The following is a 23,462-nucleotide window of genomic DNA, read 5'->3' on the forward strand; positions in this document are numbered from 1 at the left end:
GGGTATTTTTGTTAATTTTGGCTAAGACCATTTTAAAATGAAAAATCCTTACTTATTGATCATTTCCTTATTGATTGTTTTTCTTTGGAGTTCTTGCCAAAGCCCAGATGAAGGATCTTATTTGATTCCCAAAGAAGATGTCGAGCCCCATATCATACAGTTGGCCTCAGATGATTTTATGGGTCGAAAACCATTTACAGAGGGTGAAATAAAGACTGTTCAATACCTAGAGCAGGCCTATAAAGCCCTTGGAGTAGAGCCGGGCAACGGAGAAAGTTACTTTCAGGAAGTTCCGATGGTTTCGATTTTTTCTCAACCATCCCCCACCATGGGTATCAAATCCAAAGACAGTTCCTTAGAATTGAAAGGTTTGGAGGACTATGTCATTTGGACACAGCGTACAGATTCTTTGTTGACGATTGATGATGCCGAAATTGTTTTTGCCGGTTATGGAATTGTCGCCCCCGAGTATGGCTGGAATGATTACAAAAACATTGACGTAAAAGGAAAAATCGTAGTCCTCTTGGTCAATGATCCGGGTTATGGGACTGAGGATGCATCATTATTCAAAGGAAATACCATGACCTATTATGGAAGGTGGACCTACAAAATGGAGGAGGCAGCAAAGCATGGGGCTCTAGGGACACTTGTCATCCACGAGACCGGACCGGCAGGATACGGCTTTAATGTCATACAAAATAACTGGAATACTTCAAGACTTTCTTTGGATCTCCGAAATAACCCTACCTATCAGTCTATGTTTGAAGGTTGGATCACCTTGCCAGTGGCAGGTCAATTGTTTGCTTTGGCAGGATTGAATCAGACTGATCTTTTTGAAAAAGCCAAAAAATCTGATTTTCAAGCAGTCCCACTAAACTTGAAAGCGAGTACTTCCATGAATGTCTCGGCAAAATTTGATGTTTCCAAAAATGTAATTGCCAAAATCACAGGAAGTAAATATCCTGATGAATATATCATTTATACTGCCCATTGGGACCATTTGGGTATTGGAACTCCTGATGCTGAAGGTGACAGTATCTACAATGGGGCTTGGGATAATGCAAGTGGTACAGCTTCACTTCTGGCCATGGCAAAAGCATTTAAAGAAGATGCCAAACCTGAAAGATCTGTGGTATTTTTGACAGTGACGGCAGAGGAACAGGGATTGTTGGGATCTGCTTATTATTCCCAAAACCCTATTTATCCTAAAGAAAAAACTGTTGCTAATATCAACCTTGATGGCATGAATCCTTATGGGAAAATGAAAGATGTTGCCTTGATAGGAATGGGGCAATCTGAATTAGAAGATATCCTCAACGTGGAATTAGAGAAAGTCGGAAGGTACTCTACAGCAGAGTCCATACCTTCTGCAGGTTGGTATTATAGGTCTGACCATTTCAATTTTGCAAAAATCGGTATTCCTGCATTATATATTGGTATAGGGGTGGATCATGTAGAAAAAGGCATACCCTACGGTAAAGAGCTTGAGATGAAGTACAATTCGGAAGTTTACCACAAGCCGGGAGACAATTATGACCCGACAAAATGGGACTATGAAGCCATGTTGGGTGATGTTCAGTTGCTTTATGAAGTAGGTAAAAAGTTGTCCAACAGTACAGCCTGGCCAGGATGGAAAGAGGGTTCTGAATTCAAAGCATTGAGGGAATCCTATATGAAAAGATAAGAAAAACGGTTTGAATTTATACAATAGGCCTTCCTTTTGTTAGTAATACAAACTTTTATTTAGTATTTTAAACCATTTGTGAGAATTACACGTTTCCTGATTGTTGAGCAAAAAATATGGAAAATATTCTCAAAAAAATCCGAGTTGAAATCAATCCTGATATCTTTTTGAAGGATCCATTCAGTTCAGATCTAGGAAAGGACATCATATTAAAAAGTGTTTCTATGATGCACGAATTGGGATTTGAACAATTCACCTTTAAGAAGCTTTCTTCCAAAATTGACTGTACTGAATCGGCGATATACCGGTATTTTGAAAACAAGCATAAATTGCTTTTGTTCTTAAATTCTTGGTATTGGGGCTATCTTGAGCAGAACTTTGTCTTTGGTACAGCAAATCTTAATGATCCTTATCAGAAACTTGAAATTGCGATTAAGATATTAGTAAATGGGCCTATTTTTACCCAAAATGATTTTATTGATCCTGTTTCATTGAGAAATTTGCTTACAGATGAGGCAAATAAGGCTTTTATGACAAAAGAGGTAGATGAAGAATATCAAAAAGGATTTTTCAATCATTTCAATAAATTAAGTGAAAGAATTGCCAACATAATTTTGGAAATTAACCCTGACTTTGAATTTCCAAAAACTTTAGTTTCCACAGTAATGGAATCAAGCCTTATTCAATCATATTATGCCAAACACTTGCCGGGATTGACCGAGCAGGTTCCGGGAGATGAAAGGAGGATTGATTTTTTCAATAACTTAGTTTTCAAAACCATTCAAAATGAAAATTGATTACGCAATAACTCCATTAAAGAGGTTCTTCAAACTTCTCAACGAAGAAAAGAAAGAGGTATACTCTATCTATTTCTATTCGGTTTTGAATGGTGCTGTTTCTCTGATATATCCATTGGGAATCCAGGCCATTGTAAATTTTGTATTAGGAGGAAGAGTCAGTACTGCTTGGCTGATCATGGTTCTGGTGGTTGCTCTTGGCATTACCTTTGGGGGATTTCTCCAGATCTCCCAATTATACCTTACTGAGAAATTAGAACAGCGAATTTTTACCAAAACAGGATTTGGATTTGCCTACAGACTACCTAGACTTAAAATGGATGAGCTACATGGACAATATCCACCTGAGCTTGTCAATAGGTTTTTTGATGCAGTCAACCTTCAAAAGGGAATGTCAAAAATCCTGATAGATTTTTCATTTTCAATGGTTCAGATTTTCTTTGGCATGATTCTTCTGGCACTTTATAATGTGTTTTTTCTGATTTTCAGTTTGATTTTGATTGGACTAGTAGTTTTGATTTTCTATTTCACAAGTCCCAAAGGGATGGAGACCAACCTGAAAGTTTCGACACTTAAGTACAAAACAGCCTATTGGTTGGAAGAAATTGGAAGGACCATGGGGACATTCAAATTGGCAGGAAATTCTAACCTGCCATTTTATACGGTTGATAAATTACTTACAACTTATGTTGAATTTAGAAACAAACATTTTTCGGTGTTGGTGTTCCAATATAAGGTGATGATTGCCTTTAAGGCGTTGATTGTGACTACTTTGCTTATTGTAGGTAGTTTGTTGTTGATTGACAATCAAATCAGTATAGGTCAGTTTGTTGCCGCAGAGGTTATTATTATTTTGATCGTAAGCTCAGTTGAAAAGCTGATACTCTCCTTGGATGTAGTGTATGATACCTTAACTGCCACAGAAAAAATTGGTCAGATTATGGATATGCCTATAGAAAGGCAAGAAGGGTCCGAGAAGTCCCTTACTACAAACAATGAAAGTCTTCAGTTTCAAGTCAGAAACCTGAGTTATAAATCAAAGGATTCTTCTTTCGAAATAATCGATGACTTGACCTTTGACCTGAATGCCGGAGAAAAAGTAATTCTAACCGGCAAAAGCGGAAGTGGAAAAAGCACCCTCATGTATCTTATTTCCGGATTATTTACCGACTATAGAGGTAGGATAATCATCAATGGATTGCCGATCGATACCATGAATCTTGATAGGCTAAGAAGCTATATTGGCGATAGTTTATCTCATCAGTCGATTTTTCACGGAACCATCTATGAAAATATTACCCTAAAAAAGGATGTTGCAGAAAGTCATGTCAGGGAAATTATGGAGATGGTGGGTTTAAAAGAATACATTTACAAACTCCCCAATGATTGGGATTCCTTGTTGATGCCCGAAGGTCAGGGTCTGAGCAAATCAATAATCAGTAGGATTGTTTTGGCAAGATGCCTTGTCAGCAATCCAAAAGCATTGCTCCTTGAGGATATGATTTCCTATTTTGAGCCTTTGGAAAAGGCCAGGATTGTCGATTACATTTTGAAAGGACCATGGACAGTGATGATGATTTCAGAAAATGCCGATACCATCAGAAAGTTTCCAAGAGTAATTCAAATGGATAATGGCAAGCTTGTATTTGATGGAAGCAGTGAAGTATTTGCAAAAGCCAATGGAATTTAATTAAAAGAGCGATGTTAGGAATTTCTAAAAATAAAATTTCAGAAAATGTGTCTTTTGATAATTTCAAAAGCATGTCGATGACCATACCCAAAGACGAAAGCAAGAAAAGAATTCAGATTTTGCTTTGGACTTTGATAGGAATGTTTCTGTTTCTCTTTTTGCCTTGGACCCAGAATATTAGATCAAAAGGATTTGTGACTGCACTCCGGCCTGACCAAAGACCTCAAACAGTACATTCCATCATTGCGGGCAGAATAGAGAAATGGTACGTGGCTGAAGGGGATTATGTCCAAAAGGGAGATACCATTCTTTGGATATCTGAGATCAAAGATGATTATTTTGATCCTATGCTTCTGGAGAGAACACAAATGCAGGTGGATGCCAAGACACTTTCTGCAAAATCTTATTCCGAGAAAGTAAAGTCTTTGGAAATCCAGATTCAGGCATTGAAGGAAAACAACGTGCTGAGGAAAGAGCAGGCCGAAAACAGGCTTAGAATGGCGGAACTGAATGTCATTTCCGATAGTATTCGATTTGAGCAGTCTAAGGTTAATTTTAAAGTAGGTACCGAACAACTCAAGCGAACGGATAAACTCTATCAGGAAGGACTTAGATCTTTGACAGATTTTGAACAAAGAGAACTCCGGTTTCAGGAAGTTCAGGCAGGATTGGTAGCTGCCGAGAACAACCTTCTCAAGAGTAAAAATGCTTTGATTGCTGCTCAAATAGAACTGAATGCCATAGACAATGATTTCAGGGATAAGATGGCAAAAGCATCTGCCGATATGTATGAGGCTATGTCCTCCCAATTTGATGCTGAGGGTACAGCGACCAAACTTGAAAACCAATACTCAAATTATGAAGTGCGAACCGGTTACCGGCATGTATTGGCGCCACAGGATGGTTATATCACTGAAGCCATCCAGGTAGGTATTGGAGAGACAATCAAAGAAGGAGCCGAAATCATCAGTATTCTTCCCGGAAATGCACAGCTTGCAGTAGAGATGTTTGTTGAACCGGTGGACTTTCCATTGATCAGGCTAGGTAATAAGGTGAGGTTTATTTTTGATGGATGGCCGGCTATTGTATTTTCGGGATGGCCTCAAATCACCAATGGTACTTTTGGGGGAGTAGTCCAAGCCATCGATAATTTTGCCGGTCCTGATGGAAAATATAGGGTTTTGGTGGTGGAGGATTTGGATGAAAAGCCTTGGCCAACCCAATTGAGGATTGGTTCAGGTGCGGATGGTATTGCCCTACTCAATGATGTGCCACTTTGGTATGAAATATGGCGTCAGCTTAATGGCTTCCCTGCGGATTATTATACTGCAAGGGAAAAGGCTGAAAACAGAAAAAGTAAATAACCATGCGGAGGATTTTTCTACTATTGACATTTGGATTTACAAGTCTTGCCTCAGGGCAGGAAATGCTTTCCTATGACAATTACATGACTTGGGTCAGGGGATTTCATCCTGTTGCCAAACAGGCCGATATCACGGTTGAATTCGGAGAAATGGAACTCCGTGCTTCTCGGGGAGGATTTGACCCAAGGCTATATGGAGACTATGAAGCAAAAAGATTTAAAAACACCAATTATTTTGACAAAAGGGAGGCAGGTCTTGTAATCCCAACAATGGCGGGTGTAGAATTGAAGGGTTTGGTCGAATATAATACAGGAACATTGCTTAACCCTGAATTGGAAGTTCCTGAAGACGGATTGGCCGCTTTAGGAGCTTCGGTCAATTTGGCCCAAGGATTATTGATTGACAAAAGAAGAGCCACTCTGAGACAGGCACAGGTATATGTAGAATCGACCAAAGCGGAAAGGATGCAGATTCTTAATGACCTCTTTATGGAATCCACTGAGGCCTATTGGTCTTGGGCAGCAGATTACCAAAATGTAAAGGTTTTGGAAGGAGGAGTAAAACTCGCTGAGGAGCGGTTTGAAATGGTAAAGGAAAGTTATATTCAGGGAGATTTTCCTGCTATTGACACTGTGGAAGCCTATACTCAGGTGATGGACAGGATATACAGACTTCAGACTGCACAAATCAAATATTTCAAAGCTACCCAGTTTCTGAACACCTTTCTATGGGATGAAAACAATCAACCGGTGGAACTTTTGGAATCAGTTTTTCCTGAGAATATCCTCGATACAACTTTGTTTGATTATGACAAGGAATCAATGCGTGAATATATATTTAGGCATCCTCAATTGCTATTGACTGATTATAACATTGAATCTCTTCAGATCGATAGAAGGTACAAGGCCAATATGTTGCTTCCGATATTGAAGGTTAATTATAATTTCTTGGTAGAAAACATCAATGAATTCCAATTATCACCTTTCTTGGAAAATAATTATAAACTGGGAATGACATTTTCTATGCCCCTGTTTTTGAGAGGGGAAAGGGGAGACCTCGGTCTGGCAAAAGCCAAGATCAATTTCAAAACCTATGAAAGGGATCTGAAACTGCTGAAGTTAACCACCAAGCTGGAAAGCGAAATTTATAATTTTGAGACAGTAGAACAACAGCTCGGAATTTACACCAACAATGTCAATGGGCTTCAAAAATTATTGAGAGGGGAAATGATGAGGTTTGAAGTCGGAGAAAGTTCTTTATTCCTAATCAACGCACGTGAGGTCAGCCTTATCAGCGCTCAGACCACACTCAATGACCTTGCTGCCAAAAGAAAATCTGCCTATGCCAAAATGTTGAATGCAGCGGGTTTGGGATTTGATGATTGAGGTTAAAGGTCATACAGTCCATAGATCACAGACCACGGTTGCATACATTGAATTTCAACCCATTTTATGGATAGGAAATGTAAACCATAGATCAGTAAAAAATCAAATCCCGCAAATCTGTAGACTTGCGGGATTTGATTTTGTGAGGGTTGGATACTGAGACTGAAAACTGCCAACTGCGACTGTTTACTGCCTACTGCACCTGTTTACTGTTTTCATACCAGCTTCCAGCCTTCCCTGTATTCTCTTTTTACAAATTGATTGGCAGGTTCAAAGTTGGTGACTTTCATATTGGGTCCGTCCCAGACAAGCTTGATACCCCTACCAGGATAATTGAATCCTGTCCCGGATTCTTTCGGTACCCTGTAGTCATAGCTTCTGATTGCTAGATTTCCCATCAAGACTGATTCAGTCAATGGCCCGGCTACTGAGAAAGGAGAACTCAACTGCTTGTATTCCTGACTTCCAAATCCACCTATACAAGCTTCTACCCAGTTGTTGTAATGGCCTCTATCACCAAGAGGAACCCGGTATTCTGATTGGGGGACATTGATTTCAGCTGTTTTTGAGGTAGGCAGCAATTGGGGATTTACACCATAGGTGCCGCACATCATCTTGCCTTTGGTTCCTTCGATGATGACACCGTTTCCTCCGTCCCCCATGACTTCATTGGGGCCGAGTTCTTCAGGACGGGCAGGTTGAATCCCACCATCCATCCAATGGAACTGAAGGTCACTTTTCCCTTCTCTTTTGAAACGGAGTGTGATATGGGAGGAAGGAGGGCAACTTTCGGGGAAATATCCTCGGCTGAATTCTCCGACATACACTGACCCCACGCTGCATTCGGCGGACTCAGGATATCCCAATCCCAATACCCGGAACGGTGGCTCCATGATATGGCAGGCCATGTCTCCCAAGGCGCCGGTTCCATAATCCCACCATCCTCTCCAATTGAACGGGATAAGGTTGCCTACATAATCTTTGTAGGGAGCTGTCCCCAACCACAAATCCCAATCCAAGTCAGCCGGCGGCGTGGCTGCGGCAGTAGGCCAGGGAATTCCTTGTGGCCACACAGGCCTGTCTGTCCAGCAATAGACCCTTGTGGCTTCACCTATTAGTCCGGCATTGTACCATTCTACCATTTTTCTTACTCCTTCACCTGAGGAGCCTTGATTGCCCATTTGGGTTACTACTTTGTATTTTTCTGCTGCTTCAGTCAGCATCCTCGCTTCATAGATATCATGGGATAGTGGCTTCTGTACATAGACATGTTTCCCCAATTGCATCGCAGCCATGGCCTGAACAGCATGCATGTGGTCAGGCGTAGATACAGTAATCGCATCAATGTTCTTGTGTTCTTTGTCTAGCAGCACCCTATAATCCCTGTAGTAATTGGCCTTTGGATGGGCTTGCACACTTCCTTTAGCTCTTGTATCATCGACATCGCACAAAGCAATAAAATCAGCTTTGCCGCTGTTGAAAACTCCCCTTACATCTCCACTGCCCATTCCGCCTACACCGATACCTGCCACCCTCAACCTGTCCGAAGGAGCCACAAAGCCTGGTCCGCCTAGCACATGTCTCGGTACAAAATAAAAACCTGCCAGAGCTGTGGCCGAGGCTTTTACAAAATTTCTTCTTGAGTTATTCTCCTTTGGTAATTCTTCCTTTTTCATTCGGTTTATGGTTTAATTGGTCAGATACCGTTTTTTTCTTCAATTTATTAAAAATGAGATTTGCAATGGGAATATTTTTTTGATTTTGGAAAAAAGGATAAATGAGTTGATAAATGGAGAAACGAAAGAATTTGCTAAATGGTAAAATCTTAAATAAAAAATTTAATTAAGTTTGCTTGGTTGAAAACCCAAAAAGCTACCTTATTCTATGAAAATCACTAAAATCATCTCCAACCTGATCCTCCTCACCATTTTTGGATTGGGAATCATCTCTTGTGCAGACAAAGTCACTCCGCTGAGTGAAAACAATATTATCCCAAAACCCCTTTCAGTAACTGAAGCAGGAGGTTCATTTACATTGACAAATGAAACCAAATTGGTTGCCTTAGGAAATGCTTCAGAAATCAATCCTGTCATTGAAATATTCCAAAGTCTGATCAAGCCTTCTACAGGATTTGATTTACAAAAAGCCGAATCAGGAGAGTCTAACGTGATTGTTTTTGAAATTGAATCAGCTTCCCAAAAATCACCCGGAGAATATGCCATCTCTATCGATCAAAATAGTATCAAAATCGCTGCTTCAAATGGAGAAGGGCTTTTCAACGGCCTTCAGACCCTGAGACAGCTCATGCCTGCATCTTTGGAGGGAAAAGATTTGACTACAGAAAAAATCAAAATCGGAGCCGGACAAATCCAGGATAAACCCGAATATGCCTACAGAGGATTTATGCTTGATGTGGCAAGACATTTCTTTTCTGTGGAAGATGTCAAGCATGTGATTGACCTGGTTTCCAAATACAAAATCAATTTTCTCCATTTGCACCTTTCGGACGATCAAGGTTGGAGAATCGAAATCAAATCCTGGCCATTGCTGACCGAGATCGGCGGCAAAACCGAAGTAGGCGGGGGAGAAGGAGGTTTTTACACTCAGGAGCAATACAAAGACATCGTCGCTTATGCCCAATCAAAATTCATTACCATAGTGCCTGAAATAGACATGCCAGGCCATACCAATTCAGCTTTGGCTGCTTATGGACAATTGAACCCGGGAATTACAGTACCTGAAAAAGGAGCGGTTCCTTTTGACCGTACAGCCTTGGGAGTGGATGGAATGGCTACACCGCTTTATACCGGAATTGAAGTTGGCTTCAGTACTTTGGACACAGACAAAGAGATCACATATCAATTTGTGGACGATGTCATCCGTGAATTGGTTGAAATGACGCCGGGCCCATATATTCATATCGGCGGAGATGAATCCCTCGTAACTGAACTGGAGGATTATATTCCTTTTATGGAAAAAGCCCAGGCCATCGTAACCAAATACGGCAAAAAATCTATAGGATGGGATGAAATAGCACATGCGAAACTTGAACCCGGAGCTGTGGCACAATATTGGGCAAAAGCTGAAAATGCTGTTTTGGCCATCAACCAAGGAAATCAGGTCTTGATTTCTCCTGCCACCAAGACTTACCTCGACATGCAGTATGATTCCACAACTCAGCTTGGATTGCATTGGGCTGCATATATCGAATTGGACGATGCCTACAATTGGGATCCGACAGAATTGGATGAAGCTATAAAAAGAGAAAACATTCTCGGAGTGGAATCTCCACTTTGGTCAGAAACCATTACTAATAGGGAAGAGATTGAATTTATGATGTTTCCGAGATTGGCCGCAATCGCTGAAGTGGCTTGGACCAAAAAAGACTTGAGAAATTGGGACTCATTTTCGGAAAGATTGAAAAAACATACAGCCCGTTGGGATGCGATGGGATTGAATTATTACAAATCCCCCAAGTTGGTTTGGGAGGAGAAAAAGTGATCGGTCCACAGACCACAGTCCATACCTGTCCGCCGTGGCGGAGTTGCGGCTATTGAACCTCACTCCGAGTTATATTTGGTTAGCAGCAAGAAAGCTTACATATCCAAAAAGTAAAATATTGAAATCATAAAATCCGGGAATCATTCAATGGTTTCCGGATTTTTTTTGCCTTTTACTGATCCTGCCTCAAGCTATCCAAATTTCCTTCCCATTTCAATTTGCCTTTGAGCATCTTGATTTTTTCTTGCTTTTTAAGGGATATCATGAGTTTCAACTCAGCTTCGACTGTTGCTTTTTTGGTTTTTTGGTCTCTTGCTTTCATCTTCTTTTTAATCCGATATTGTAAACATTATCTATTTATGTTCATTTTTTTATTCTTCACTTCAAACAGACTTTCAATCCTTCCTCAAAATCTATCGCCTTCAACCCATAAGCCTTTTCAATTTTGGAAGAATCGAAGCAATAATCCTGATCCAATTGATACCTCAGCTCCTTGACTTCTTTCAAAACCGGGATGAAAAGAGATACCAGATTGAGCATAAAGGGACCAAGAATCTGAAGTTTGGGTTGTATACCCAGATGCTTGGCTAGGATGTCAACCGTTTCTTGTCCGGTAGGATAAACTTTTGAAGTCGGTAAATGCCAGACCTGATTCCATGCATTTTCCTGTTGGGCTAAAAATGCTGTTGCATAAGCCGCATCAGGGATATAGGTAAATGAATGTTTCTTGTCGCCTGCATAAAGCCACTGTGCGGTTTTTCCTGACTTCATCCGATCGATGACCGATTCATTAAGAAAACTCAATTTCGCTCCCGGTCCATAAAAGTCTGCTGCACGGACAATCATTGCTGCGAGTTTACCACTCTTGATTTCATCCAAAACCATCTGTGCGATTTTGGCACGGACTTTCCCTTTTTGACTTTGGGGATTGACCGGACTGTTTTCGGTAAGATTTCCGACATGATTGGGATCGTAGCAATACATGTTGTCAAAGAAAACCAGCTTGGCTCCATGTTTTTTGCAAGCCTGAATGGTATTCTTCATGATAACCGGCCACTGTTCCTGCCAAAGTTTTGTTTTGTAAGCGATACCTGCTACCAAATAGACGGTATCAGATCCGGCTACTGCAGCATCGACTTCCTCAGAACTCAAAAGATCAGCTTTCATCAATAGGTCTTTGGGATTGATTTTAGAAGGATTACGGCTGACAAGGCGGATATTGTCAGTGTAGCGAATTAGGTCTTTGGCAAGTGCGGTTCCGATATTTCCGGTGGACCCGAGGATAGTGTGGAGTGGAGAGGTTGGCATAGAATTTTTTCTTTGAATTTAACCCAAAATCGATTAGGGTAAAAATGGAATAGAGTTAAGAAATTGCCAATTTTTGGAAAAGATGATTCGTTTGAGAGTTTTGGGAGATGAATTTTTCCCTAAAATATTTTAAAAACTAAAAAATAGTGAAATTAAACGAAAACAAGTTCTTTGTTTATTTGGATTCCTACTTATTGCCATACGTCAAAAATTTAAAACAAAAAATCATTAATTTTGGGAGAAGCAAATTCTATGGCAAAGTTGACATTAGAAATCGAAGACAAAAAGCTTAAGTTCTTCAAGGATTTGATCAAACACCTTTCGTTCGTCAAAATCACAACCTCGGAACTAGATGAGGATACTGATGAGCAAGTTCGCGAAAACATCCGGACAAGTGTAAAGGAATTGAAGGAGGTTTTGGAGGGGAAAACGAAAAGCCGACCTGCCAAAGAATTCCTTAAGGAATTATGAAATACAAGGTTGATACCATCAAAAACTTTGAGCGGGAAGCTCATCGATTAAAGAAAAATTCCCTTCACTCAAAATTGAAATTGGCCAATTAATTGAAAATTTGGAATCCAATCCTTTTCAAGGTACACCTTTAGGCAAAGGATTTTTTAAAATAAGACTCGGAATTAAATCCAAAGGAAAAGGAAAAAGTGGTGGTAAGGGTCATCACTTTTGTAAAAATTGTCAAAGAAACCGTCTATCTAGCATCTATTTATGATTAATCCGAAAAGTCGGATATAAGTGTTGAAGAATTGAATTCTCTTTTTGGAGAAATTGAAGAAAGATTTTTTTGTATAGGTAAACCGAAATTTTATAAAAGACTCCAGATTTCCATTTATCCATTAGCTCTCCTAATCAATTTTTGGTATCACAAATAAATATGGATAGGTTCAAAAAAACCTTCGAGGTCCAAAAGACCTCAAAGGTTCCCATTCATTCAAAATTCATCATTTTTCAATCTTGTCACGTCCTTCTTCCTTCCTCCCTTTACATTACTTCTCCGTCACCTTCTTCACATTATCCTCAGGCATCCTGTCTACAAGGTAGTTGTAAGGGTCTATGCCGGCATTCTGCGGCTTTTCTTTGACTTTGAAGGTGAAGGTGTTTTCAGGTTTGGTGATTTTGAGTCTTTTATACACCAATGGTTTGCCAAAGGTTTGTTTTGACTCAGTCTCCCCAAAAATCCCGATATCAATAAAGTCCACCAAAGGCACAGCCGTCTGCTTGCCGAGTGAATCTGCCCTGAATTTCTCCGAGAAAGTCGTCAAGGTGACTTCATATTCCTCTCCGGATTTGACATAATTGACATCCGTGACCCTGTTGGAAAATACAGTGATATTCTCAAACAAATCGTCTATCAGGTACTGCAATGAGTCAGGTGTGACCTCTCGGAATGCATTCACAGCAGAAATCGAAGTAGGGTAGGGAGGTTCCTGATAGCCATGGTCGGTAATCAGCTTTTGAAGCGCATGGTTTACTTTGTCTTCACCTATCATTTCTTTCAGGTAATACATGACCACGGAGCCTTTGTTGTAATGGATATATCCCTGATTTTCTGTTTGCATTATCGGTCTTTCTGCTTCAAATTCGCCACTTCTTCCACGCAGATAGCTGTTCATTTCATACTTCAGAAACTTATTCATTTTGTCCCGGCCATATTCTTTTTCCATCACCATCAAGGCAGCATATTGGGAAAAGCTCTCACTCATCATCTCTGTGCCACGCATATTGGCGCCGATCAGTTGGTGTGCCCAATATTGGTGTGCCATTTCATGTGCGACTACATAATAGACCAAATCAATGTCATCTTCAGTCACATTTCTCAGGTCAGCAATAAATCCGATCCCCTCACTGTAAGGCATCGTGCCGGGAAATGCCTGTGCAAACGAACTGTACCTTGGAAATTCTATGATCCTACACTGCTTGTGGAAATAAGGGCCAAAGTTTGCGGTATAATAGTCGAGGGATTTTTCCAGACTTTGGAGCATGTTGGGCACATTGTATTCATGGCCCTTGATGTAATAAACTTCCAGGTCCACACCTTTCCATTCCTTTCTTGCGACTTCATATTTTGCAGAAATGAAAGAATAGAAGTTCAGAGATTTGTGATCCAATTGATATTCATAATATTTCCTTCCGTTCTCTTCCCATTCGTTGATGAGACTTCCCGGTGCGACGGCAATCTGATCTGGGGCCGTACTGATCACAGTGTGCATATTGACCCAATCGGCATCCTGGTTGATGTAGGAATTCTCCCTTGCTTTCAGATCAGACTCATCCAAGGCAGGCATCCTTTTCCTTACAGGAAGTTCAAGTTTTACCCGCTTGTTTTTATCAGCAATCTCAAACCTGTTGGTATAACCGATGATTGGAAGGACATCAAAATTGTTGAAGAAGGTACCATTTTGAGTCAATTCGGTAAAGCTGACTTCATTCTCAAATCCTTTGGTAACTTTGGAAACCACCAATTTGATGGGCAAAGTATCCCCGGGCTGCATAGGTTGAGCAAGGCTGTATATTCTGTAATTGAGTCTTTTGTCATCTACCTTAATACTTGCACCCGGGATGCTGATGTCCAAGGTATCAGGCATAGTCGGGATACTGAAATGGATTTCGGGAATGCTTTCATCAGATTTATTCATCAACAAAGCCTCCACGGTCACAAAAAGATCCCTCTCATAAGGATGAATGTCAATCTTGTAATTTAAATCTATCCACCTTGGCTGCGCGATTCCTTCAAATTTTTTATAAGTCAGTTCGTATTCTTTTTGTCTCGTTTCCTGCTCTTTGGGATTGAGGTAGGTATTCAGGATTTCTGTATTGTAAAATACAAAAGCTCCGCAAACCAAAAACGCTATCCCAAAAATGGCCAGGAATCCTGATTTGGATTTTAACCGCTGTAGGGCATATTTCCTTCTGATAGAGAAATCACTTTCTTTTCCCCTCACATAGAAGGAATAAATAACAACACATAAAATCAGACAGAACAAAGTCCAATACATATTGAACCAAACCAATCCAGGGATAAAAGGACCAAATCCATTCATGTCAGAGTAGGTGACACTAGGTGTGGCAGAGAAGCTCAGCATGTTGGAGTTGAGCTCGAGAACCGACCAAATGAACTCATTCAAGATAATAAATGCCACAAAAGCAAAGTAGGCGATGTACCGGTTGTTGATCAGGTAATGGAATAGCAAGGCAATGACGACCAAGTAGCCAAACTGAAACATATCCAAGATTAAAAGAGATTGGGCATAAACGCCGAGCTCGTATCTCGTGTAGCCAAAGGCCGTCTGAGCGATGACACCGACCAAAATGGTGCTACATAGCACAATAAAGATGCTGATCATCATGGCGATCAATTTGGACGAAAAGAGCATTCCGGTTCGGACAGGGGTTGCGTCTTCGATTTCAGAGATTTTGGCATCCCTTTCCTTCCACACCAATACCCCTGAATAGAATGTGATGATACCGATTAGAAAGAGATAAAAAGCCCCTCTGATCGTATCAATAACGTCATAGGTGACAGGATAACGGTCTGTCCCATATCCTCCGGTAAAGCTTGTCAGGCTCGCGATCAGATTGATCAAGCCGATAATGACAATGATTATAAAAGTCTGGTTTTTGGTGATGGCTTTCGTTTCAAACACGATCATATGCCAAAAAGCCTGCCATGAAAATCCTTTGTTTTGGGGAATGCCAAAGGTTTTGATTTGGGAAAGATCAAAGAGGGTAGGTTCTTCTTCTATTTTGGCTTTGGATTTTTTGACCTTTTCTTTTTTGGTATTGAAAGAAAACTTGGAATACATAAACATCAGGAGAACCAGACTCAATCCGATCCAAATTATCCTGTTAACCAAAAACTGACCTTCCAATGGGGTAGGAAAGAGGTTCTTTTCCTCAATGGTTTTGTATTTGGAAAGGGTGCTCAAGGGCTGAAATCCGAATGGATCGAGGATATTGGCCAACCATTCTTTTTCAAGATCTGCTGTAAATCCCTGCGACACCACATAAAAAACCAAGATCAACATGGCACCGACAAATGATACAATATTGTTTCTGAATACCACCGCAAGGCTATACAGAAGTGCGCCTGCAATGATGGTATTTGGGATGGCAAAAGCCAAAATGCCCTGAATATGACCGCTCCATATAATCGGTCCATAGCGCTCGGGCTGTGCCCAAGGCATCAGTGGGCCAACCAAAGCCCCGATAGAAACACCCAAAAGTGGGATGATGGAGATCAGCAAAGCCCCGATAAACTTTCCGAAGAAATAGTCGCTTTTTCGGATTGGAGAACTAAAAACAAACTGGTACATGCCTGTACTGAAGTCCCGGTTGGCTGAGGCGTTCATAAATGCTGTAGTCATCAGCAGACAGATCAGCGACATCACTCCATAATATGTTTGGATGACGGAAGGCGCATTTTTATAGACACTTCCTACTCCTCCTCCGATTTGAATCTGATCCGAGGACACTGCGCCGAATACCATCAAAGACACAATAAATAAGAAAATCCAAAGCATCGGTGACCTAAACCAATACTGCCATTCATGTTTGATAAATTTCCACATAATGAGGTTGATTTAGGTTTAGATCAAAGAATTCAGTTTGGCAAAAAAGACATCTTCCAAGGTTTCTTCTGCCTTTTCAAAACCGGAATTCAGGGCTGTTTCAGAGAAGACATGGATTTGGGGTTTTCCACCGACGAGCTTGTTGCTGATGATTTTGTAGGTATTCTGATACTCCTGAAGTTCGGCCTTATCTACCCTTTTTTCATAGACTTTATCCTTTATCTGGGCGAGGGCATCGTCTGTGGTGCCACTGTAAAGCAGCATGCCTTTGTCCATGATCGCCATATTGGTACAGAGTTCGCGGACATCCTGCACGATGTGCGTAGATAGTATGACAATGGTCTGCTCACCGATTTCACTCAGGATATTATAGAATCTGTTCCTTTCTCCCGGATCCAAACCGGCTGTCGGTTCATCGACGATTACCAGTTTTGGACTGCCGATCAGACATTGGGCGATGCCAAACCGCTGACGCATCCCACCTGAGTAGCTGCTGACGGCTTTTTTGCGGTGTTCAAACAGATTGACTTTTTGGAGGAGATAGTCCACCATTTCGGTTCTTTCTTTTTTATTGTCAAAACCCTTCAAAATCGCAAGGTGGTGCAATAAGTCCGTGGCAGAAGTCCTTGGGTAAACTCCGAATTCCTGTGGCAGGTAACCAAGCACTTTGCGTACTTTGTCTTTTTCTGCCAACACATCGATGTCACCCAAAGTAACTGAACCGCTGTCGGCTTCCTGCAGGGTAGCGAGTGTTCTCATCAGAGATGATTTGCCGGCGCCATTCGGACCAAGAAGACCGAACATGCCTCTTTCGATAGAAAAACTGACATCCTTCAGCGCATGCACACCGTTGGCGTATTGCTTGTTGAGGTTGGTAATGGTGAGTATCATAAGAAAGATTTTAGAAACTAGATTTGAGATTTGAGACAAAGGGGCAAAATGGAAGACTCAATATTTACTGGAAAGTGAATGGTATTCCATGTTGCTTCCGAGAATAATGCCAAAAGGGAAAATATTTGATTTTAGAATTCTGAAGAGGTTTTTTAAAAACCAAATGTCCGATTCTGATCAGGAATCGGACATTTTATTGTATCGTTATTTGACGGCTTCAACAGTATATCCGGCTTTCCTGAGGAGCGCAATGACTCCGGTCTCCGATCCAAGGTGACCCGAACCGACCGCGATAAAAGTTGCTTGTTCTTTTGCCAATTCTTCGATTTTTGGAATCCAGTTTTTGTTCCTGTCTTCTAAAAGCAAGTTTCCATATTCCCGAAACATATCATTTTCAGTGATAAGGTCATAAAGCATGTCAAGGTCCTGATCGAGGTAAGCCCCGACAAGTTTGTCGAATTCATCCATTCCTTCCGGATTCGTCACCATTTTGCCAAGTTCATCAATCTGGAGTTTTTGAGGAATCTGGTCAAAAACCCCCATCTGAAAAGCTACCGATTCCAAGCCTTTTACTGCTTTGGCTTGCTCTTTGGCTTTTTCGGTAAGGAAAATTTCATAGCTGCTTTGCTCAGCACAGGGGAGCATTTTGATAAGAACCATGGAGGAAAGTACAAAAGGCTTCAAAATACCCAATTGATCAAGTCCTGCACCATAAGATGTTGTCAAAAATTTGTCCAATGCGCTTGCCTGCTCGGCAGAAAACTCTCCTTTGATATTTGCAAAACCCGGATTGACGGAGAGCTGCTGCATTTCGGCCATCAGGTTTGGGTCGGCCATATTCAGTTCCATCGCTAGTACTTTTGATGAAGCTAGTGCGTTTTCGATGCTTTCGTCCATATAGAATTGATCCTTGCAGATCATGTGGATGGTACCAAAGAGGTAGGAACTTTCTTTCAGTCCATTTCCGCTGATTTTCCATAGAAGGGATTTTTCTTCTTTTTCACTCGCGAAGGCCTGAAACACCAACATGAATAGCATCAGGGTGGCAAAAACATTTTTGAGGCTTAACTTTTTCATAATTTCCTTTATAGGGTCTTAGTATAATGATTGATCAAAAATAGATTATAAATTAAAGGAATAATCCTGAAAATACAGCGATGCAGATTTGAAGGGATGGTTGCAGAGGATGGGCTGTAATAAAAGTCACAGATTTACTTTTTAAAAAAAGTCATATTTGGGTTATCAACTCTAACTTGGGAAAATCTATTCCATTCCCAAAAGACTTGTTTATACTTCGGATCAATTTATAAAATCGAAAAAATTAATAGCCGAAGTTTGTCTTAAACCAAAACCCAAAATGAAGCAATCAAAAAGAGATTTTCTCAAGAAACTAGGAGCCATGAGCGCAGGAACAGGTTTATTGTCTGTCAACCCACTTTTGGCGGGAGAGCTTTCAAATGAGCAAAAATCAGATAAGAGCAAAACAAATTTCAAAGTAACCATTTTTCAGACCACTGATGTTCATTGTCAGATTCACGAGCACGATGAGTTATTTTGGGAAAATGGACAAGCTGTATTCAGAAAAACAGGAGGTTATGCCAACTTAGATATTTTTATCAAGAAGCAAAGAGCAAAATGTGAACATTCCTTTTTGGTCGATACCGGAGACATGTTCCAAGGATCCATGCTTTCTATCGAGACCTCGGGACAAGCCATGGTTCCTTTGCTCAATGAACTTCAATACGACTTATACCTTCCCGGAAATTGGGAGGTGATTTATGGCAAAGATCAGATGCAAAACCTGCTTGGTTCACTCCATGGACCAAAAGTCTGTGCCAATATGTACCATGACCTTGGGGAAGGGAAAAAAGGCGAATTGATTTTCCCTCCTTATCATATCTGGAATATCAATGGGGTAAAAATTGGATTCCTTGGCTATAATGACCCCATGATCCCATTGCGCCAATCGCCCAATTACAGCAAGGGAATCTATTTTTCCAAGCCTGAGGAAAATCTCAAGCACTACGTCGATGTATTAAAAAACCAGGAAAAATGTGCTTTTGTGATTATCCTTTCCCACATCGGCCTCTCTCAAGAAATCCATCTTGCAAACCTTCCCGAATGTGAAGGAGTAGATTATATTTTTGGAGCAGATACCCACGAAAGGGTAAGGGTGCCGATCCAATGCAAATATGCAAAGGTCGTTGAACCCGGAGCATTTGGGTCATTTGTCGGTAAACTGGAACTGAGTATTGAAAATGGGAAAGTGGTGGGGGACGATTATGAATTGCTGGAGGTCAGTCCACAGAAATCCAAAAGCAAATCCAAGATGGCCAATCTGGTGACCGAGGTAGAATCCCCATTCAAATCCGAAATAGAAAAAATTGTAGGCTATAGTACTATTCCACTTTACCGGTATTTTGTGATCGAAAATCCCATAGATACCATGGTCTTGGATGCACTCGAATATCAGTTGCCTGATATAGATATCAAACTTTCCAATGGATTCAGATTTTGTCCGCCTCGGACAATGAGAGACCATACCGGAAATATTCCGATCACGAGAGGTTTTATTTCTGATATGTTGCCGGTGGACAGCAGAGTTAGGATTGGCGAAGTCACAGGTCAGCAGTTACATACATGGATGGAAAGAGAACTTAACAACGTGTTTGCGGAAGATGCATCCAAAAGATTTGGAGGTTGGGTGACCAAGTTCAAAGGTATGAAATTGACTTTTAATGCATTTGGGGAAGAAGGGAAACGGATTCAGTCCTTTACTGTAAAAGGTCAGCCTCTTGACCTTGCAAAAACTTACACTATCAGCGCTTGCGAAAGAGATGGCGATCCATTGGATATGGTCTGTAGGATCAGGAATGTCAAAAACACTAAGGATCTGGATATTACCCTTCATCAGGTGATGCTCAATTACCTCGCTACCCACTCTCCCGTGACACCGACCCCTCCTGGGGCAGCCAAAGCTTTGGACGCACCTGCCTCATTGCTCACCCAAGTGCATGGTGTGGATTATGAGTTTAGATAGGTTTTAAAAAGTCGATGGTCCATGGCCGATAGTCCATGGAAGAACAAGGTATGGTAGGAAAATCATTTCTAAAATAAAGATTGCTACCGGTAAAAAACAAAAAAGGCAACGATGAGAACCGTTGCCTTTGTTTATTTAATAAGGTTTATATCGTCACTCTGAGTGTAGCGAAGAGTCTCTTTCATTTTAGAGATTCTTCACCTCCGCAAGCTACGGTTCAGAATGACGCCAAACTATTTCAATTTATTTCTATCGTATTTCTACAATATTTCTATGTATTTCAATTTTATTTCAATCTTATTTCCACCAACTTTTTGATAATCAAGTACCAATAAATATCCAATATCAATCAGTATCTTATTAATACCTCCTCCTCTGCCCTTGCTTCGGCTTCTTCCTCGCCAATTCACCGGCTTTTTCTGAGAGGATTCCTTTGAAAGGATAAGGGTGGTCTTCTACGACCGGGATCTTTTTGCCGATCAGTTTTTCGATGTCCTTGAGTTCCTTTACAGTTTCTTCATCACAAAATGAGATCGCAATCCCCGAATTTCCTGCCCTACCTGTTCTACCGATCCGATGAACATAAGTTTCAGGAATATTGGGTAAGTCATAATTGAAAACATTGGCAAGCTCATCGATGTCAATACCACGCGCTGCGATATCTGTAGCGATCAAGACTTGGATTTTACCGTTTTTGAAATCACTCAAAGCATTCTGACGTGCATTTTGGCTTTTGTTTCCGTGGATGGCAGCAGTTTTTACATTTTCCTTTTGAAGTTGTTTTACCACTTTATCCGCGCCGTGTTTGGTTTTGGTAAATACCAAAGCCGAACCGATTTTCTTTTTTTGCAACAGGTGAAGCAAAAGCTCAGGCTTGTTTCCTTTGTTGACATAGTATAGGTGTTGGTCGATCTTGTCAACAGTAGAGGATGGTGGAGTCACTTCCACAAAAGCCGGTTTGGTCAGCAGTGAATCTGCCAATTTTTGGATTTCGGGAGGCATGGTAGCCGAGAAAAACAAAGTCTGTCTTTTGGCCGGAATGATCGAAATGAGCTTTTTGACATCATGGATAAAACCCATGTCAAGCATCCTGTCCGCTTCATCAAGGACAAAAACTTCCAATTGTCTCAAATCAACAAAGCGTTGATTGATCAGATCGAGTAATCTTCCCGGAGTGGCCACAAGCACGTCCACTCCTCTTTTGAGGGCGTTGACCTGATGGAGTTGGGATACACCGCCAAAAATGACGGTATGTTTGATATTGGTGAATTTGCCGTAAGCGGCAAAACTTTCATCAATTTGAATGGCGAGTTCACGTGTTGGCGTCAGGATCAAAGTCTTGATTCCTGATCGGATTTGCTTTTTCTCAGCAATGTGTTGGATAATTGGAATGGCAAAAGCTGCTGTCTTGCCTGTTCCGGTTTGAGCACATCCGAGCAGATCTCTTCCCTGGAGAACCAATGGAATCGCTTGTTGCTGAATGGGAGTGGGGGTAGTGTATCCTTCATTGGCGAGTGCCTTGAGGATAGGATCAATAATTCCTAAATTTTTGAATGCCATGTTGGCTGAGTGTAATTGGGCCGATGGAGATGTTGTATGTTCTGTATCAGCGGGGAGATTTATTAAAAGCGGCTTACAACTTGCCGTGCTTTTTTACAAAGTGGGACAAAGGTAGGCTTTTTTTGGGAGGAAAGCACTATGATTTTAACTCACGCAAAGACGCGAAGACACAAAACAAGAAACAATATAGCCCACAGAGACACGAAGCCACTAAGAAAAGTTTTCCTGTTATCCTGCTTCTCCAGAAGCGGGATTCCTTTTTTATTCCCGCGAAGGCGCGAAGGGGCAAATGAAAAACACTAATTTCCTGCTTTGGCAATTATTGATCAGGAAGATTGAAAGGCATTTTGGTGGATGTTTTTCTAAAGAAAAAATGTCCGATTTTTACCAGCTCCATGTTCTTGGTTCATGGTATTTTTGTCCATAACCTTTAACCACAATAATTATGGAACGGAGAAAATTTATTGTCACTACTGCTGCGCTTGCTTTTGGGGTCGTGGAGGACAAGCAGGAGTTATTGGTTTGAGCCATTTATTCAAATTCTATTTCAAAGTATTTCAGAAGGTTTTTATACTGATCTTGAGCTGTGTGACAGGTGTCCAACAGATATTCCCTTACTTGATTCCATTCCTGTAAACCTCTGTAATAAAAAAGTTTCAATTCGTCGGATATGATAAAAGGTACGATGCCATTAGCTAGACATTCTTTAAACATGATTAATCTTCCTACCCGTCCATTTCCATCCTGAAAGGGATGAATCACCTCAAACCCATGGTGAAAATTTAAGATGTCTTCTAGGGATTTCCTTTCTAATAGATGATAATCATGGAGTAATTTCTTCATTTCATTCCCTACCTCTTTTGGATGGCAGGTCTCATTGCCCCCAACCTCATTAGGAAGGAGTTTGTATTTGCCAACATTAAACCAATCTTTACCACTGTCGGAAGTTCCCGATTTTATCAAAAAATGCAATTCCTTAATCATTGATTCAGTGAGTTTGGACTTGGCCTTTTCGATGATGAAATCAATGCTTCGAAAATGGTTAGTAGTCTCTATGATGTCATCAACATTGATGTTTTGGTCAGAAACTCCTATTGTATTCGTATCAAAAATAAACCGAATCTGATCATGCGATAGTTTGCTGCCTTCAATTCTATTAGAATTGTACGTCAAGTCAATTTGAGTTCGATGGTAAATCCCTCCCTTTAATTTCATTGATTTTTCAGCCTTTAAGCGATCAAGCAATGGGTTTCCGATGATTGTCTTGAAATTTATCTTTTTAGAAAACACTGCATCTTCGGGGATATTCCATGTTTTACCTGTAAGAAAAGCTCCTTTAATTTTACCTGAAGTACAATAATGCCTGACTGTCCTTTCAGGAATATTCCATTTTTTGACAAATTCCTTGACTGAAATGTATCGCATCTAAGTGTTGATCTAAACAATTATCGGCAAAGAAATATTTTCTCTTTGTAAAATTGATCATTTTTTGCCGATATCGGCAAGAATTTCCAGTTTTCTGTTTTCCTTCAGTTATCCTGCTTCTCCAGAAGCAAGATACTTCTTATTTCTCGGGAAGACGCAAAGTTGTAAAACAAGAAAGAATATAGCCCACAAAGACACGAAGCCACTAAGAAAAGTTTTCCTGTTATCCTGCTT

Annotated in this window: 16 protein-coding genes; 8 read left to right on the forward strand and 8 right to left on the reverse strand. The window is 40.7% G+C overall.

Annotated features, from left to right (window positions below; translation table 11 throughout):
- The first annotated feature begins 37 nt into the window (after positions 1-37).
- The 5 genes from MMU07_RS01405 to MMU07_RS01425 all read left to right on the forward strand — a co-directional run bounded on the left by MMU07_RS01405 (position 38) and on the right by MMU07_RS01425 (position 6,920).
- On the forward strand, positions 38-1,684 hold the full coding sequence (locus MMU07_RS01405; RefSeq protein WP_241124044.1) for a M28 family metallopeptidase: 1,647 nt from the start codon (positions 38-40) through the stop codon (positions 1,682-1,684).
- A gap of 116 nt (positions 1,685-1,800) precedes the next feature.
- On the forward strand, positions 1,801-2,481 hold the full coding sequence (locus MMU07_RS01410) for a TetR/AcrR family transcriptional regulator (protein WP_241124045.1): 681 nt from the start codon (positions 1,801-1,803) through the stop codon (positions 2,479-2,481).
- Positions 2,471-4,171 carry a peptidase domain-containing ABC transporter gene (locus tag MMU07_RS01415; protein ID WP_241124046.1) on the forward strand — a complete coding sequence of 567 codons (1,701 nt, stop codon included), beginning with the start codon at positions 2,471-2,473 and terminating at the stop codon, positions 4,169-4,171. Before MMU07_RS01410 ends, MMU07_RS01415 begins: the two co-directional genes overlap by 11 nt.
- 11 nt (positions 4,172-4,182) lie before the next feature.
- Positions 4,183-5,535, forward strand: a complete 1,353-nt coding sequence (locus tag MMU07_RS01420) for an HlyD family secretion protein (RefSeq protein WP_241124047.1) — start codon at positions 4,183-4,185, stop codon at positions 5,533-5,535.
- Positions 5,536-5,537: 2 nt separating this feature from the next.
- The gene (locus MMU07_RS01425) at positions 5,538-6,920 is read left to right on the forward strand and encodes a TolC family protein (protein ID WP_241124048.1); all 1,383 of its coding nucleotides are present in this window, start codon (positions 5,538-5,540) and stop codon (positions 6,918-6,920) included.
- Positions 6,921-7,135: 215 nt separating this feature from the next.
- On the opposite strand, the gene MMU07_RS01430 is transcribed toward MMU07_RS01425, so the two are convergent.
- Positions 7,136-8,596, reverse strand: coding sequence for a Gfo/Idh/MocA family protein (locus MMU07_RS01430; protein ID WP_241124049.1), 1,461 nt, complete (start codon positions 8,594-8,596; stop codon positions 7,136-7,138).
- Between the two features lie 208 nt (positions 8,597-8,804).
- Between MMU07_RS01430 and MMU07_RS01435 the strand changes: the two genes are divergently transcribed.
- Positions 8,805-10,421 carry a beta-N-acetylhexosaminidase gene (locus MMU07_RS01435; RefSeq protein ID WP_241124050.1) on the forward strand — a complete coding sequence of 539 codons (1,617 nt, stop codon included), beginning with the start codon at positions 8,805-8,807 and terminating at the stop codon, positions 10,419-10,421.
- Positions 10,422-10,593: 172 nt separating this feature from the next.
- On the opposite strand, the gene MMU07_RS01440 is transcribed toward MMU07_RS01435, so the two are convergent.
- Together MMU07_RS01440 and MMU07_RS01445 are read right to left on the reverse strand one after the other, a co-directional pair.
- Entirely contained in the window at positions 10,594-10,743 is a 150-nt protein-coding gene (locus tag MMU07_RS01440) for a type II toxin-antitoxin system VapB family antitoxin (protein ID WP_241124051.1), read from the reverse strand.
- A gap of 56 nt (positions 10,744-10,799) precedes the next feature.
- Positions 10,800-11,729: an NAD-dependent epimerase/dehydratase family protein gene (locus MMU07_RS01445; RefSeq protein WP_241124052.1), complete on the reverse strand. Its 930-nt coding sequence runs from the start codon at positions 11,727-11,729 to the stop codon at positions 10,800-10,802.
- 252 nt (positions 11,730-11,981) lie between these two features.
- Between MMU07_RS01445 and MMU07_RS01450 the strand changes: the two genes are divergently transcribed.
- A complete protein-coding gene (locus MMU07_RS01450; protein WP_241124053.1) occupies positions 11,982-12,200 on the forward strand; it encodes a hypothetical protein in 219 nt (72 codons plus the stop codon).
- A gap of 530 nt (positions 12,201-12,730) precedes the next feature.
- On the opposite strand, the gene MMU07_RS01455 is transcribed toward MMU07_RS01450, so the two are convergent.
- From MMU07_RS01455 to MMU07_RS01465, 3 genes are all read right to left on the reverse strand, one after another.
- Positions 12,731-16,312, reverse strand: coding sequence for an ABC transporter permease/M1 family aminopeptidase (locus MMU07_RS01455; protein WP_241124054.1), 3,582 nt, complete (start codon positions 16,310-16,312; stop codon positions 12,731-12,733).
- Between the two features lie 18 nt (positions 16,313-16,330).
- A complete protein-coding gene (locus MMU07_RS01460; RefSeq protein ID WP_241124055.1) occupies positions 16,331-17,203 on the reverse strand; it encodes an ABC transporter ATP-binding protein in 873 nt (290 codons plus the stop codon).
- Between the two features lie 204 nt (positions 17,204-17,407).
- On the reverse strand, positions 17,408-18,280 hold the full coding sequence (locus MMU07_RS01465) for a TraB/GumN family protein (protein ID WP_241124056.1): 873 nt from the start codon (positions 18,278-18,280) through the stop codon (positions 17,408-17,410).
- Positions 18,281-18,560: 280 nt separating this feature from the next.
- On the opposite strand from MMU07_RS01465, the gene MMU07_RS01470 reads away from it, so the two are divergent.
- Complete coding sequence (locus tag MMU07_RS01470; protein ID WP_241124057.1) at positions 18,561-20,243, forward strand: bifunctional metallophosphatase/5'-nucleotidase; 1,683 nt, start codon at positions 18,561-18,563, stop codon at positions 20,241-20,243.
- 360 nt (positions 20,244-20,603) lie between these two features.
- On the opposite strand, the gene MMU07_RS01475 is transcribed toward MMU07_RS01470, so the two are convergent.
- Both MMU07_RS01475 and MMU07_RS01480 read right to left on the reverse strand, forming a co-directional pair.
- On the reverse strand, positions 20,604-21,803 hold the full coding sequence (locus tag MMU07_RS01475) for a DEAD/DEAH box helicase (protein WP_241124058.1): 1,200 nt from the start codon (positions 21,801-21,803) through the stop codon (positions 20,604-20,606).
- Between the two features lie 531 nt (positions 21,804-22,334).
- A complete protein-coding gene (locus MMU07_RS01480; RefSeq protein WP_241124059.1) occupies positions 22,335-23,228 on the reverse strand; it encodes a Fic family protein in 894 nt (297 codons plus the stop codon).
- Positions 23,229-23,462 lie beyond the last annotated feature (234 nt).

It is taken from the genome of Cognataquiflexum nitidum (genome assembly GCF_022538055.1).
Taxonomy (GTDB): domain Bacteria; phylum Bacteroidota; class Bacteroidia; order Cytophagales; family Cyclobacteriaceae; genus Cognataquiflexum; species Cognataquiflexum nitidum.